Here is a 16,282-nt window from a genome sequence, read left to right as displayed (position 1 = left end):
GCTGTTACCCCCAGATTTCTTTGATTCTTTTCTTATAACGTATAAATCCGGGGATAGCGCATGCTTCCGAAGTAGCTTTCTTTCAGAAAGCTTTTAGGCGACCACTTCGTTTCTACAGGTCATTTCTGCCCTCTCCGTTGTTCATGTAAATTTCAGTTCACCTTATAATAAATAGTATATCTTATATTGTCCTATATGAAAGTATTCGACGCAAAACGCCCCCGGCGCATAACCGGAGGCGTATGTGAAATCTTGGTTAATTATTGGTGTTTTTCGATAATTCCTTTGAGAGCATCTTTCGAGTTCAGACCAACCACTTTATCAACCGGTTGACCATCTTTGAAGAAGATCAATGTTGGAATGCTCATTACGCCGAAGCGGGAAGCGGATTCCGGATTTTCGTCCACATTGACTTTAGCAATTTTCACTGCATCGCCAACTTCGGTGGACAGCTCTTCCAGGATTGGAGCGAGCATTTTACAAGGACCGCACCAAGGCGCCCAGAAATCAACAAGAACCGTTCCTTCGCCTTCGACTTCAGCGTTGAAGGATTGATCGGATACGTTAACAATAGCCATGAAATTGTCCTCCTTATATATACTTACGGTTTATTTTAACCTGTAACGTCGTGAACGACACTTCCAGTATAACACAGGTACTCTAATGTTGTGAAATGAACGCATCAATGTTCATCTTCCCAACATCAAATCTTCACAATTGAAGAACTTGCAGGTTCGCTGCAAAATCTTTACAAACGCTTTCTTTTCCAAGTATACTAAAATTACTCCGGGCTTCAGCTACCTGTAAGGGCAAGCTGTTATCCCCATAAGGAGGCAATACCATGGATGCAAATGTGCGGATCAACGACCCGCGTGAACATGTGAACGAGGAACCCCGTAACGATCTGTTTGATCTGATTGCGGGTGTTGCTGGCATGGCCGGCCTGATGACGGTTATCTTTTTCGGAATGGTGATTTTCAAATTTATCACCGAATAGGATCTTCAGGCTGCACGCAGGCCAGAAAAGCCCGGTTTTCGCGACAATGCGAAAGCCAGGCTTTTTTTGGGACTATAGGAGTAAAAAATAGATCAGATCGGTAACATAATTAGAAATTAACGTTTGCCCCGCTGATTCTCACCCCGAACCGAGATGACATCAACAAACGGACGAATCCGGTCCATCAAACGTTGGCCTTTGTTCATTTCCTCGCCGTCCCTACTGGTGAAGCTAAGATGTTTCTCCAGCCCATCCAAGTTGTAGTTGGACGTGTAAAATGTAGGTTTGCGATTCATACGGTAGTTCAGAATGGAACCCATCACATGATCCCGAACCCATGGGTTCAGATTTTCTGCCCCAATATCATCAAAGATGAGCAGATCACAGCTTTTCAAAATATCCGTCGTTTCCTTCAGCTTGTTTCCTTCACTGATCATGGATTTCAGATCCTCCACAAAATCAGGCATGTAGATAATAACACCTGTGTGGCCCACAACCGCGAGTTCATGCAGCAGATAACACATCAAAAACGTCTTGCCCGTTCCAAATGATCCTTCCAAAAACAGTCCTTGCGGAGACAATCCATTCTCCTTGGTGTCGTTAATATAACGCAGAACCTGGTTCACCGCCGGAGCACGCATCCGATCCTTGCCCATAATTTCCACATCGTTATATCCTGCATTGAGCGCACGCTCGTCCACATAGAAGCTGCGGATTCTTTGCTTGATAACATGCTCATTCTGCCGGGCGATATGTTTGGAACAAGGTGCTTTTTTATCTATAATTTCGGGTTTACCGTTAAAATGCTCTACTTCCAGTTTGCAAAAGTGACCCTGGAAATCGTTAGGACAGTTGTCGAGCCCCGGACAGTTCGCACAGTTCTTCGAATCTTTGGCATACTGATACAGCTTGCTCAGATCGGTAATAAGCTGTGCATCTTTCAGTTCAGGATGACCTGCGCGGAATTCGCGTACGTACGGATCTTCCATCAATTCCGCCGCAATCCGCCGCGACTGTTCACGAAAGGAAGGATTCAGCTGCTGAAGCAGTCCTCCCAAGGATTCCATGGCTTCAAGCCCCCTTAATAGTTTCAATATAGAATGAACAATTGAATTTTACGATGACCATCATGATGGCAGGGTAACCTTCGATCGCTTATAATTCTACTGTTCATTCTATATAAACTTGAGGAATAACTCAACATTTTCAGCTGGAAAAAGCATTATCCATTCCATGACAGTACGCAGAACTTCGGTTAGACACTACACAACGAATTGATCCAATCACGCTTGGAAAATTAACGACGCAACCCCACCGTAACAATCTCACAAGGTCCCGCTTGAAGAGCCCATTCTTTGCTAGCCAAGGCAGCGGAAGATTCATTTACCACCGAATCATTCAGTTTGCCTGTCTCTTCTTCCAGAATGTTGCTCTGATATGCATCTTCCAATGCTTGCGGGATGGACTCAGAAGCAGCAAACTTCAGCTCAGTTGTATTCGACCCCATATTATACCAACGCAACATCAGATCACCCGAATCCTCGTTCACCTTCAGTGAAGAAAACGCAAGACCTTCCCCTTGCCACTCAAAAGGTGTGTTGCTTGGCGTCAGGAATCCTGGATGTACGTTCGTCTGAGCCAAAGTCCATGGAATCTGGAACTGGTAAGCTTCAATGTATGCTCCGGAGGTTGCTCCGTTCCCGTCATGAGGGATAATCTCCATCTGGAAGGAATGCTCACCGAGACACTGAGCTTCCGGTGTAGGGAACAATCCCCAGTCTCCAAGCTCTCCCACGGCACGAAGCAGTGTCACGGCAATCGTATTCCGCCCATCCTCAAGAACCTCATATTCATTCAGACCGAGATTGGCTACAACCAACCCAACCTGATCCTCGCTTACATCAACAAAACTTTGCTGATGCTGGGTATTGCTCGGATTCTGCCATTCCGGTGCAGGCGTATTATCGCGAGTAGCAATTTCGAACATCGAGTCAACGTGATGAACAGCCGATGTCAGATCCGTCGGGAAGAGTGCCCGCACCCGATGATCCTTCGCCTGATTGTTGAAAGTTGTTTCGAGCTTGATGCCTTTTCCACTGCGGCTTAACGACACAATGGTTCGGATCTTGAGCGTAACCATTTGTTTGGAACGTTGAGCTTTACGATGTGGATAATAAATCAGTTCCCGCTGCTCACGATCAAGCGATTCGTCAGCGGATTCAGGAATTTCCCAATTATGAACAATTTCGTACGAAGCTCTGTAAGGCGCATCTTCAATAACCCGAATTTCTGCCCGAAGATCCTTCGTAGTCAATGCCACTTCATTCTCCGGTTGCTTGAACATGTACTCATTGCCGATATCACCGACATTTTCATACACGCCAAGATCTTTATACGTCCGGCCTGTCCGTTTATCTGTGAGTGCAAAAGATCCATTGTCTGCAATATTTACGATAAAATATTCATTTTCCATGCCACGTTCACCACGCAGCAGTGTATTTGAATTCGCAGCATTGCCGTCCATGCGGACCAAAGCATACGTCTTCAGGCCAAGTGCAGGCACACTCTCTGCTTCAAACGTAATGCTGACCCGACGGCAGCTATATGGCTGACGGAATCGATCATCAGGCAGATCATAGCCGAATTGCAGACCCAGATCCTCTACCGTACACGGAACTGGTTTGCCTTCTTCATCCACCAAAATACGACCTGACAGGTCAATGGCGTTCATTTTGGCTGCCATATCTTCCAATGAGAAACCATCGCGGAAGTACAAACGGGCCGCATCCAGTTCAATCTGAACTACACCGCTGCGCTCCCATCCCGAAGTGTTAAACACAACCACAGGCCGCACTTCCTCACCATATCGTTCAAATGTTGAAGTATCCACAGCTGCAGCGATTTGGCTGGTGCTATCCTCAATCAGGGCCTCAGCCACATGACGGCTCTTATCAAACCGGGTGACCATCTCGCGATGCACCTCGTCTACGCTACAGCCACAGATGCTGTCATGCGGATGATTCTGCATCAACGTTTTCCACGCATAGGTAAACTGATCATGCGGATATGGATGACCTAGCAGATGCGCGAACGAAGCCAGGGGCTCAGCCACCTTTTCCAACATGGATTGGCCCAGTTGGTTCATCTGTTTCAGATAAACGCGTGCGGAAGCTGTGTTCACCAAAGTGCCCCAGCCATCGGTACGCTGGCTGCGCAGCTCTCCTTTTACAACAGACAGCTCCTGAACCGCAGATGCTTTCAACGCTGACAGATAGTCCGGGAAGTTGGAGTGAACAAACTCGATATCGGGATACAATTGTTCAGCCATACGGATGGCTTCAGGCAGATCCTTCTGAATCGGCTGGTGATCACATCCATTCATGTACAGCAATTCATTGGTCGATGCATATTTCTCCGCGTCAGCCAGCTTGGTTTCCCAGAACTTGCGAGCTGAAGCTTCGTCCACCGGAACTTCATTCCCGTTAGAGTACCAGTTGGCAAATAAAACACCGAGCACTTTAGATCCATCCGGACCTTCCCACATCAGCTCTGAGAAACTGGATTCGTATCCATCGTCAGACACCATGTTGTTGAAACCCGTTGGCTTCACGCCTCGCCCGAAAAAGACATTATCGATGCCCGATTGCAGCATAAGCTGCGGTGTCTGTCCTACAAGTCCGAACGTATCTGGGAAGTATCCGATCTTTGAAGGTGCTCCGTATCGTTTGGCATCACGATGTCCAACCTGCATATTACGTACGTTCGCTTCACCACTGGTCAGGAAGGCATCCTGCAAAATATACCAAGGCCCAATGACAATCCGGCCATCGCGAATATGCTTCTCTAGCCGTTCCTTCTGATCAGGTCTAACCTGAAGATAGTCATCGATGATGATCGTCTGGCCGTCCAGGTAGAAGCTTTTAAAATCCGGCCCCTGATCGAGCTGATCCAGCAAGGCATCCACCAGTTGCACCAATCGCATATGATGTTTCTCATACGGCAAATACCATTCCCGATCCCAGTGCGTGTGAGAAATAATATGCGCTCTTTTCGATTTGCTTGTTGGTTTGGTCATTGTATTATTCCCCCTCTACCTTTTGTTGTACAATCTCTACTTCATCCGGACGATATACGGCTTGCAGCTGTCCGGCAGCATCTGTGGCAAACAGCACGGAGCGATTTTTCTCCAACAGGAACGTATATATGGCTCCAGTACGTGTATCTCTGACTTTCACCTCATGATTCAAAGCGAACTCCGATACAAATACGTACAGATTGCCTTTCGGGAAGCTCAGCTTCCGGCCATAAATCCCTGCCAGATCACCGCCAGATATCCATTCCAGTTCATTTTCAATACCAGCCACTTCTGACGCATATCGATACAGGTCAGCCAGCGGCTCATCCCGGCCGTTCAGCTCCAGCGGCAGCGGGCTCCAGATCAACTTGCCTTTGCCTAATGGTAGTACGACTACTTCATCAGGTGTATGATTCTCCGCATGAAGCAACGTTTCCTTCGCCACCTCGGCAATACGGCGACGACCATACGTGACGCGGTGATTCACACCGTTAATATTCAGCATTTCTTCTCGTTGTACGTTGCCCAGACTGCGCTGGCCAACAAGATGGTCTGCCCGATCACTTCTCTTCCAATAAGCATCCAACCCGAGCGGGCCAGTAATAAGCAGCGTAGCTCCTTCATTCTCCGCGAAGTTCAATAGCTCGCTTAAGGCATCGCTGTCCATGTTGTGCGGGCTCGGAACCATGATCAACTTCGGAGGTTGCTGCTTCAATGCTTCCAGATGATACTCGGATACAGCACGGAATGGCTGCTTCAGTTCATAAGCCATCACACGTGTCAATTTTGTGGTTGCATCGTAGGCCAGGGAACGGTTCGAGAAATCGTTGGAATACGGGAAGACCACCGCAATTTCCTCCAGCTCGCGATCGGTAAACAGGTCTCGAATCTGCTCCATGAATCGGCCAAAATCGTAAGACACATCGGCTTCAGGTTTTTCTGTACCGTCCGCTCTCAGCGCTCCAATATGAGATTCATTGGCATTATCCATATAAAAGTTCGTATTCCATATCCATTGCACAGCTCCGGCTCCGCCTGTTGAGAAGGCATAAGCGTATTTGCGCTCCAGAATGCTATGAAGCTCTTCCTCTGTACGTTTGGCCCGTCCATCCGGAGTTTCCACATACATGATGCCTGTCTCCTGAATGAGATTAGGTTTATGTGGTGTTTTGGCGAAAATGCCGTCCCAGATCAGGTCATCGTTGAGCCACCAGGAATGCACGGTTGTATAATCCACTTCCCGCTCATAGAAGAACGGTGAAGGACGCTGTGCTCCCAGAGCTTCATCCTGCCCCACGGTAACCAAATGATGGGGAACAAGATCCTTGATCGTGCCTACAAGCTCTCTCGCCCAAACATTATGCATCTCCATCGAGAAGAGACAGTAATCAAGCCAGCGTGTTCCTTTTTTAGCCTTGTGCATGTCCTGTACATCGAAATTGATCTCTTCCGGTTCAGGAATGACTGCTGCGGTAAAGTCAGGGAGCTGTTTAGGTGACATGTTCCATGCCTCCTGCAACGCTTCAATCGTCTGATGCCGCTGCTGAAGCCACTCGATAAACGCCTGCTGTTCATATGAATCTCTTGCCGAACGTGGCCCATCGGAGAATATGCGCACAGGATCAAACATCGACGGTTCATTAATCAAGTCCCAGTCCACATGTGTGGAATGTCTGTGACGACTAACAATGCTGCGAATGAATCGTTTCTGTGCATCTACACTCTGCGGGTCCAAATATGGATTTGTTCCTTCCCACGTCTCGGGTGTAAAGGAGAAAAAGGTAAACGTCACTTGAAGACCATGCCGTTTTGCCGTTAACAGGAACGCATCAATAGCACGCAGTACATCCTCGGACATGTGACCATCCACCTGCATCATGTTGCGATAGGCAGTCCAGATTCCGGTCCGAATCCAGTTAATGCCGGCTGCCGCCATCTGTGCCATATCCCGATCCCACACATCCGCATTGGGAAGGAACAGGAATTTCCGTGCCACGTCTGAGGTCATGTAAGTCATACCAACCACAGGCAATGGACGACCGTCTTTGATAAAATAATCTCTGCTGCGTGTGATGACTTCCCCTTCTGCCAACAACGCTGCGTCCTGACCCCAGAAGCCCTGCCGCAGTATGCGAACTTCTCCATCCGGTGCCTGAACACGACCGACGATTCGATACAGCCCGCTCTCGATTGAAAACGGAAGAAGAATACGTTCAAAACGCTGTTCGCCGGAAAGTTCCATCTCCAGTTGATGATTCCATACCTTCTCTACCGTGCCGTTTGTGCGATCTTCCCGTTCAACGGTTAAATCAAACGTCCAAAGTTCCGGCTCACTTCTTCTGCTACCCGCACGCTGTAGAATTTGGGTTTGGAGGATCAGTGAAGCTCGTTCACCCAATTCATACGAAGCATAGTTCGGCTTCAGAGATAGCTCGGTTACACCTTTGGCGCAATACTGCGCCCAGTTCACCATTTCGGCTGCTCCGTTCTGTTCCCAGAAGGCAGCCGTCAAAGGCAGATGCACAAACAGCCAGCGCGAACCGGCAAACGTACTGCGGGAGTTTTCCCATAATACGATTGGGGCAGCAATGCTGCGACCATCCTTGCTACGGCCGCGAAGCAGCGGAGAAATCTGCGTGCTCATCGGACCTGAGGAACCCATCTGATGTGGCAAATCGCTTGTTTTGGTTGTATGAGGTACCAGATTCCATGTATCCGCACTCTCGAACAGTCCCTCTTTGCCTGCAAGAAGTGGAATATCTTCTGAGGAAGTTAGTGAATCCACTTTGGCTGCGGATACCTTTAACGCCTCATGAATATAAAGTTCCTGATGATACGCCGTTTGTTCCGACTCGGAAATCCATGCCCCATTCTCCTGACGAACAGGACGTTTGAATGGTGCGCCACCAATGCTGATCAGACTTCCGCCCTGATGAAGAAAAGCTGCAATTGCGGTCCAAGCGGATTTTGGAAAATAAGGCGCATGCAGGTTCACGAAACACCCTTCACCTGCCGCTGTGCTCAAAGCCGAAGCCAATTCATCCGCGCCCACAACGATGATCTCTTCCGATGCTTTCCATGAATCAAGAGCACCTTGCGTTGGCAAAGTACCCTCCACTGGAAACGTTGGATCAGAGAAAATAATCAACTTGGTTCTCTTCACCTGTGCGCTACTCATAGCAAACCATCCTTCATGGATTTATAGACCAACTGGGAGAACAGGCTGTTGGACCAAGCAAACCATTTTCTCGTAAAAATCGTCGGATCATCGGCATGGAAACCTTCATGCATATATCCTGTATCCGCATCCGTTGCTTCCAGCATCCGAATGATTTCGAGCTTCTCTTCAGCAGACTGGGCCGTCAATCCTTGCATGGACAGACCCATATGCCAGATGTAATCCGGCGGTGTATGCGGGCTGCCGATTCCTTTGGCAACTTTGCCTTCATAATAGAACGGATTCTCTTTGCTGAGCGCAAAACGTCTCGTATTCTGATAGATCGGATCATCCGCTGTGACGTAACCAAGATAAGGAATGGACATCAGTCCCGGTGTACCCGCATCATCCATCAGGCAGTAGTTGCCAAAACCATCCGTCTCATAAGCATAGATCGGGCCAAATTCAGGATGGCGGTAAATACCGTACAGCTGAATACCATGATCTACTTCCGCTTCCAGATCCTTAAGCTCCTGCAGGAACTCCATATCCCGGAATACCCACTCCGCGAACTCCTGCATCTGACGCAGGGCAACGACGGCAAACATATTGCCTGGAATGTTGTAATGGAAATCACACGCATCATCACTGGAACGGAAACCGGACCAGATCATGCCTGTGTAATTGACGGGCATGCCTCGTCCGTTATTGCGGATTGAATCCGTAGCAATGCCGTTATTGCGGGTAAAGCTGTATGGTGATTGCTCCATGTGATGCTGCTCCACCCGGAACAAATCCACGATTTTGCGCATGGCGGCTTTGAAGCTGGAATCGAAAATATCCGTCAGTTCAGTTTCTTTCCAATATAAATAAGCGAGACGCACAACAAAGCACAAAGAATCAATCTCGAATTTGCGCTCCCACACCCAAGGTGACATCTCGGTCACGTCGGTGGTGTTCCAGTGCCAATCATTTGCTGTCTCGTTGAAGGCGTTGGCATATGGATCAATATGAACGTACTGGATATGCCGCTTGATCAGACCGCCAATAATGCGTTGTAGGTCTTGATCTTCCTTGGCAAATGGAATGTAATGCACCATTTGCTCCACGGAATCACGCAGCCAGGAAGCTGGAATATCGCCAGTGATGACAAAGGTCGTGCCGTCGTCCATTAATTTCGTGGTTGTTTCAATCGTATTCGGGAAACAGTTCTTGAATAGTTGAAGCAGCTTCGGTCGATGCGCCAGCTTCTGCTCTGCTTCTTCCATTACAGCCTGTACGGCTTGTGGCAATGCAACAGTTGGCATCGGTATTTTGGGTAGTCTGAATTGTTCCATGAATGAGTGCACTCCTTAAACAAATTGAATGGTGTAGCTGTAGCAAGATAAACCCATTAACTGTACACTAGGACACTACGATTGCAGTACCATCATCCGATCGCTGTTATCCCCAGATTTTTTTGGTTCCCTTCTCCAAAGGGAAAATCCGGGGATAGCGTATGCTTCCGATGCAGCTTTCTTTCAGAAAGCTTTTAGGCGAACACTCCGTTTCTTCATCTGGTTCTGCACTCTCCGTTATCGTGTACATGTTTTAATTCATCTTACATAGCTCAAAAATATTTCAAAAAGGTTTACCGTAGTAGCACGGTTTTTATTTCGTAAGGTTTAAAAGATAATGCAATCTGACCATTGGTGCTATCCAAAGGCTCGCCTGCTTCTTCCAATGCATTGGAGAGATAAGCTTGCTCAAATGCATGCGGCCATTGCAGCGTCACACGTTCACGTGTGCCCGAAGACTCATAGAAACGGAGCACTATACCGTTTCCTGCCTCTGCCGGTTTGACCGTATCCAAGATGACATGGCTGCTATCGAATTCAATCCATGCTCCAGTTGCCGGGCGTACGCCTGCGTTCTGGTCCACCTGATGCACAGGCACTTCATGGTTCAATTCGGTTGCCTGACGTACTGTATGTGCACTTCTCCAGTCGCCTTCATGTGGATACAGGGAATAAGTGAAATCATGTTCTCCAATATCCGCAGTCCGGTCAGGCCATCTCGGTGCACGCAACAAGGAAAGGCGAATCGTGCTTCCCTGTACGTCGTATCCATATTTGCAATCATTGAGCAGACTGACGCCATATCCGTGCTCGGCGACATCTGCGAAGCGGTGTCCGCACACTTCATACTGAGCCTGCTCCCAACTCGTGTTGCGATGAGTTGGACGCTCCAATGCACCAAATGGAATTTCATAGGTTGCTTTGGAAGTCACTATATCGATCGGGAAGCCCACTTTGAGCAATTTATGATCTTCATTCCAGCTTACATGGGTTTTGAAATCGATCCGTCGATTGTCATGATAGAACACCATATCCTGTGTAATCACAGACTGATGGAGCTTCCACTGAAAACGAAGTACGTCCTTCGTAGTACCTGCCAAAACCAGTTTTTTCTCCAAGAGCTCCACTTCTCCAGCAACCTGAGCCTCATAACGGCTGTCGATATCCCAGGCATCCCAGAGCGTCGGACGGTCATGGAAAAAGTGAAATTGATTGCCGCGTTCACCTGGCTTCAGAATCTCGCGTTCTGCTGTCTTGTCCCACAAGCGGGATATCTCGCCAAGCTCGTTAAACTGAACATGGTAATACTCGGTTTCCCATGTATCTGTAAAGTTCTTTTGCCCAGCAATGCTCGCCATTTCCCGTACATTTGTTTCCCTTGCATTTTCCGGTACGAGCCAAATCGTCTTATGACCAAACGCTGGAATATCCGTCACCAGAACCGAAATTTGGCCATCTTCCCGATCCATGCGCAAACGCTGACCTTCTTCATCGATGACGTAACGATCCAATCCATCGTGCAAATGAAGTTGAACGACTTCACTTCGATTCCAACCAAGGCTGTTGAACACAACATAAGGAACAGAACCCTCTGGCCCCTTCGTATTAATTCCTCTCGTTAATGCAGCAACACCTTGATTCAGTCCTTCTCTACCCAATTCGAATACCCGAATATACTCCTCATCCGACGTTACATAGGATTCCGTTATGGCCGAACCAGGGATAATATCATGGAATTGATTCAGCAAAATCAGCTTCCATCCATCATGCAGCGCCGAACGTACTTCGGCATCCTGCTGTGGCTCCATATCCGGTAGGGCAAGTGTGTTCCAGAGCTCCGCTTCGCGATAAAGCACCTCAGCCTTCCGATTGTTGCGCTTATTGCGGCCATGGGTCGTATAGGTACCCCGGTGAAGCTCCAGATACAAGTCGCCATGCCACTTCGGAAGATCAGGCTGTGCCTTCTCGATTCCGTCAAAAAAGGCTCCGGCGGTACTATAACCATTCTTCGGTTGGCCCACCATCAACTCGGAACGGTCCACGTACTCCAACATCTCTCGCGTCACGCCGCCGCCACCATCGCCATGCCCGTACAGAAGCATATGCTCAGGATGCGCCGCCTTCTCGCGGTATGACTGCCAATGATCATGAATATCCTTCGGCAGCGTATGCTCGTTAACACCATGATTGAGATAAGACAGGATGGATGTACCATCAATGCCTACCCAATGGAAAAGATCATATGGAAATACGTTCGTATCATTCCATCCGAGCTTGGTCGTCATGAAGTACTCCACATTGCCATGCTTCAAAATTTGAGGCAGGGAAGCACAATAACCAAATGTATCTGGCAGCCATTCAATCTGTGATGTTTTGCCGAACTCCTCCATATAGAAGCGTTGACCATATAACATCTGACGAATCAGGGATTCCCCGCTCGGAATGTTCAGATCTGGCTCAACCCACATACCTCCAACCAGTTCCCAGCGTCCTTCCGCAATGCGTTTCTTTACCCGTTCATACAGTTCGGGATCATGTTCCTTCAGAAAAGCGTACAACAAAGGCTGGCTCTGGGAATAAACATAATCCGGGTATTCATTCATGAGTGCATCCACCGTGGAGAATGTACGACTGGTCTTGCGCACCGTCTCACGTACAGGCCACAGCCAGGCAATATCAATGTGCGATTGCCCCACCATATGCTCCAAGCCTTCGGCGTTTCCACCAATCTCTCGCACTTCATGGATCAATCTTTCTTCGATACTGTGGATGTCATTCCCCTGCTTGACAGCCTCTTCTGTCAGGCCAACAAATTGATCCATTGCCCGATAGATCGCTTCCAGCAGGCGTACACGACGGAAATCACTTTCCGGCAGCAGCACCGCGGAATCACGCACAATCGTGACCGTGTACATCAGACTGCGAACAGGTTCATTCGGTCGCACCAGCAAACTGCTAATAGATGTAATCGGCGGCTGAATAACCGCTTGTTGGTTCAGTGGATCTACAGGCTCGGGTACCGGATCGAATAACTCAATCTCAAGTTCAGGCTGAGCCCCTACTCGTGAAGAGTCAAGTGTTACATACGTATGATTACGATCCAGCCCCTGATAAGAATGTCCATTCACCCGAAGCAAGCCTTCCCCACCGGATTCAAATACAAGTCCGTAAGGTTCTTTCTGCCAGGAGGCAGGTACATCCAACCGTGTCCGGAAGAAATAGGTCGTTCCCTGATCACTTGGGAAACGATTCAACCCCTCTCCTTCTGGATAAGCCTTCTGATCTTCATATTGTCCTGGCACTTTATAATAAGCGCGGCTGATGTCCCAGCTGCGCAGCTCCATTTGCTCCAACCACTGACGTTCGGACAACTCGCGAATAAATCGTCTGATGCGTTCCATTTCCTTACGCCTCCTCTACCGTCAGCTCGGCGAACTGCGTATCTTTCACATGTCTTCCGATATGAATATGGAATTGTCCTGGTTCAACGACAGGCGTGAGATCACGACCGATATATTGCAGCTGCTCCGATCCAATATGGAAGGCTACCGTCTTCGTCTCTCCAGGTTCCAAAATCACTTTTTCAAACCCCTTCAGCTCTTTGGCTGGACGTGCCACACGGCTAACCACGTCGGATACATACATCTGAATGACTTCTGCACCTCTGCAAGACCCTGTATTGGTGACTTCCACTGATACGGTGACTGTCTCGTTGGCCGTCATCGATTCTGTACTTAGCTTCGGCTCACTGTAATCAAATGTAGTGTAGCTGAGCCCATATCCGAATGGATAACGAGGCTCCAGGTCCTCTTCCAAATAACGCTTGCCGCGTGAACGTTTGCCATTATAGTAAATCGGTAATTGACCCACATGCTTCGGAATGGATATCGTCAGTTTTCCGGACGGATTCACTTCACCGAACAAGATTTCCGCAATGGCATGCCCACCCTCTTGGCCTGGGTACCATGCTTCCAGAATGGCATCGGCATGTTCATCCACCCAAGGCTCGGTGATCGGGCGACCGTTGATATAAACAATGACAAGTGTTTTGCCAAGCTTGTGAATCTCTTGAATCAGCTCCAGCTGGACTCCTGCAAGCCCAAGCGTCATGCGGTCAATGCCTTCTCCACACTCCATGTCATTCCATGAGTTATCGGACACATTGGAAGCACCTGTCTTCAGATCGATGGTTCCTTCACCAAAATCACGGGCACTCGAGCCGCCAACGACCATGATGACCGTATCTGCCTGACGTGCAGTTTCTATTGCGTGCTCGAACCCTTCTCTCGAATCACCCTTGATGCGACATCCCGGTGCATAGAGCACCTGATTTTCACTATTTGAATGTTCAGCTGAGCCTTCCCCTGCGTGCCCACTCTCACTTACAGCAAGCTTACTGCGGATGCCATCCAGCACCGTAGCCACTTTGGACTTCGGTTGGGGGGATGTATAATCGCCCAACTGGTTGTAGGCTTGGTCTGCATTAGGACCAATAACAGCAATTCGGCCCGCTGTTGCCGTCGACAGAGGTAATGTTGCAGCTTCATTTTTGAGCAAGACCACACCTTCTGCAGCCAATTGGCGTGCCAGTTGAATATGTTCTTCACTGCCAATGACTTCTGCCGCTCGATCGGCATCCACATAAGGCTGCTCGAATAATCCCAGCTTGAATTTCAGTGCCAGCACACGGCGGACAGCCTGATCCAGTACTTGCATTTCAAGTTTGCCTTCCGAGATCGCTTGCACCAGATATTGTCCAAACATCTCACCGGACATTTCCATATCAATACCTGCCTGAATGGCCTGTACGGATGCTTCCAATCCATCTGACGCCACATCATGCCCACTTGCGAGCATGTTGATGGCACCGCAGTCCGTAATCACCAGACCGTCAAAGCCCCAATCTTTTCGCAGAACGTCATCCAGCAGCTCCGTATTAACCGTACACGGGATACCGTCGATTTCGTTATAAGCCGGCATAATGGATTGAGCACCTGCTTCAACAGCTTTGCGGAACGGATACAGATCTACTTCCAGCAGCTCACGCCAGCCCATATGCACCGGTCCCGCATTGCGTCCACCTTCCGAGCTGCCATAACCGACAAAGTGTTTCAGTGTAGCCGCTACCGCATCCTCTTGGTCCAAACGCTCGCCCTGAAGTCCTTGCACGGAAGCAACAGCTAGCTCACCAATAAGATACGGGTCTTCGCCAAAGCATTCCTCGGTACGCCCCCAGCGTGGATCACGTACAACATCCAGCACCGGAGAATACGTTACCGCACCACCTTGAGCACGCGTCTCGCGAGCGACCGCCCGGCACATGTCACGGTAAAGATCCACATTCCAGGTACTTCCCAAGAGGAGGGGAACCGGATAGACCGTACCATCAATCGCCATATGTCCGTGCGAGCATTCCTCTCCGATCAGAATGGGAATCCCCAGTCTGGACTGCTCTACAGCATGACGCTGAATAAGGTTTACTGCTTCTGCCCCTTCTCTGGCAGACAGTCCATTTTCAAGCGTAACGCCCGTCCATGGATCTGCACGAAGTGCACCATACAGGGAGCCTACGCCCCCGTTTTCCACCTGCTGCTTAAAGGATTCATTCAGTGTGATGTTCCCTTGATCATTCGTATATGTCTGCCAACCAAAAGGCTGGATGAGTTGACCCGCCTTTTCTTCCGTCGTCATTAAGCTCAGCAGATGTTCTACTCGCTCTTCCACGGATTTGCTTTTATCCTTATATATCATCATCCTTCGACGCCTCCACCCTATAGAAGTGATTCGGTTACTCTTTGACAGCTCCGACCGTCAGACCTTGTACAAAGTAACGCTGGAAGAACGGATATGCGAAAATAATCGGCAACGTGGCGAGAACCACCATGGCCATCCGTGAAGTATCCTGCGGGATGGATTGCATCGCCGCCAGACTCATCGAGCTGTTCGCCGAGTTCTGCTGGATGAACTGGATGCTGGACTCGATCCGCATCAGCATCGATTGCAGCGGTACGAGGTTGGGATTATCGATATATAACAGTGCATTGAACCAATCGTTCCAGTAACCGAGCGTACTGAACAATCCGATTGTCGCCAGCCCTGGCAGTGATAATGGAATGACAATTTTCATAAACGTATAGAATTCACCGGCTCCATCAATTTTCGCGGATTCAATGACTGCATCCGGCACACTGGTTGAATAGAACGTACGCAGGATCATGATATAGAAGGCATTCATTGCAAGCGGCAGAACCAGTGCCCATATGCTATCTTTTAAATGAAGAAGTTGGGATACGACCATATAGGTCGGAATCATCCCGCCGTTGAACAACATGGTCAGAATGGCAAATATGGAGAAAAATCTCCGATAACGGAAACTCTTGCGGGAAATTGCATAAGCATACAGCGACATTAGAATCAGACTTATGATGGTACCCAGCACCGTCACCAAAATGGTTACCCCATAAGCACGCAGCAGCGTGTCTCCACTCTGCCACACAAACTGATAGGCTGCGAGACTCCATTCCTTCGGAATCAGTCGATACCCGTCACGGGCCAGTGCTTTCTCGTCCGTGAACGAGATGATCACTACAAACACGAAAGGAAATACACAGATTAAAGCGAATAGTCCGGCCAAAATATTCATAATGACGTTCCAGCCATTGGATACATGATGGAAGTCGCGTTTTTTTACGATTTGAGCCACAGTGGTTCACTCC

Annotated in this window: 9 protein-coding genes; 1 reads left to right on the top strand and 8 read right to left on the bottom strand. The window is 48.8% G+C overall.

The window, feature by feature from the left end:
• Positions 1-260 precede the first annotated feature (260 nt).
• Positions 261-578, bottom strand: a complete 318-nt coding sequence (gene trxA, locus MHB84_RS18425; RefSeq protein ID WP_036605788.1) for a thioredoxin — start codon at positions 576-578, stop codon at positions 261-263.
• A gap of 263 nt (positions 579-841) precedes the next feature.
• On the opposite strand from trxA, the gene MHB84_RS18420 reads away from it, so the two are divergent.
• Positions 842-997 (top strand): YqzM family protein, encoded by a 156-nt coding sequence (locus tag MHB84_RS18420; protein WP_090810527.1) that lies wholly within the window; start codon positions 842-844, stop codon positions 995-997.
• A gap of 116 nt (positions 998-1,113) precedes the next feature.
• On the opposite strand, the gene dnaI is transcribed toward MHB84_RS18420, so the two are convergent.
• From dnaI to MHB84_RS18385, 7 genes are all read right to left on the bottom strand, one after another.
• Positions 1,114-2,064 (bottom strand): primosomal protein DnaI, encoded by a 951-nt coding sequence (gene dnaI / locus MHB84_RS18415; protein ID WP_053783224.1) that lies wholly within the window; start codon positions 2,062-2,064, stop codon positions 1,114-1,116.
• 230 nt (positions 2,065-2,294) lie between these two features.
• Positions 2,295-5,072, bottom strand: a complete 2,778-nt coding sequence (locus MHB84_RS18410) for an alpha-mannosidase (protein WP_076290891.1) — start codon at positions 5,070-5,072, stop codon at positions 2,295-2,297.
• A gap of 4 nt (positions 5,073-5,076) precedes the next feature.
• Positions 5,077-8,250, bottom strand: a complete 3,174-nt coding sequence (locus MHB84_RS18405) for a beta-galactosidase (RefSeq protein WP_076290892.1) — start codon at positions 8,248-8,250, stop codon at positions 5,077-5,079.
• A complete protein-coding gene (locus tag MHB84_RS18400) occupies positions 8,247-9,566 on the bottom strand; it encodes a glycoside hydrolase family 125 protein (protein ID WP_076290893.1) in 1,320 nt (439 codons plus the stop codon). The genes MHB84_RS18405 and MHB84_RS18400 overlap by 4 nt, the downstream gene beginning before the upstream one ends.
• A 293-nt stretch (positions 9,567-9,859) precedes the next feature.
• Entirely contained in the window at positions 9,860-12,967 is a 3,108-nt protein-coding gene (locus tag MHB84_RS18395; RefSeq protein ID WP_076290894.1) for an alpha-mannosidase, read from the bottom strand.
• 4 nt (positions 12,968-12,971) lie between these two features.
• Positions 12,972-15,320 carry a glycoside hydrolase family 3 N-terminal domain-containing protein gene (locus tag MHB84_RS18390; RefSeq protein WP_179087205.1) on the bottom strand — a complete coding sequence of 783 codons (2,349 nt, stop codon included), beginning with the start codon at positions 15,318-15,320 and terminating at the stop codon, positions 12,972-12,974.
• Between the two features lie 34 nt (positions 15,321-15,354).
• Positions 15,355-16,209 carry a carbohydrate ABC transporter permease gene (locus MHB84_RS18385; protein WP_205525065.1) on the bottom strand — a complete coding sequence of 285 codons (855 nt, stop codon included), beginning with the start codon at positions 16,207-16,209 and terminating at the stop codon, positions 15,355-15,357.
• Positions 16,210-16,282 lie beyond the last annotated feature (73 nt).

It is taken from the genome of Paenibacillus sp. FSL F4-0087 (genome assembly GCF_038020215.1).
In the GTDB taxonomy this organism is placed as follows: Bacteria; Bacillota; Bacilli; order Paenibacillales; family Paenibacillaceae; genus Paenibacillus; species Paenibacillus taichungensis.
Note: the sequence above shows the minus strand (reverse complement) of the source record. Positions and strands in the feature narration are given on the sequence as shown.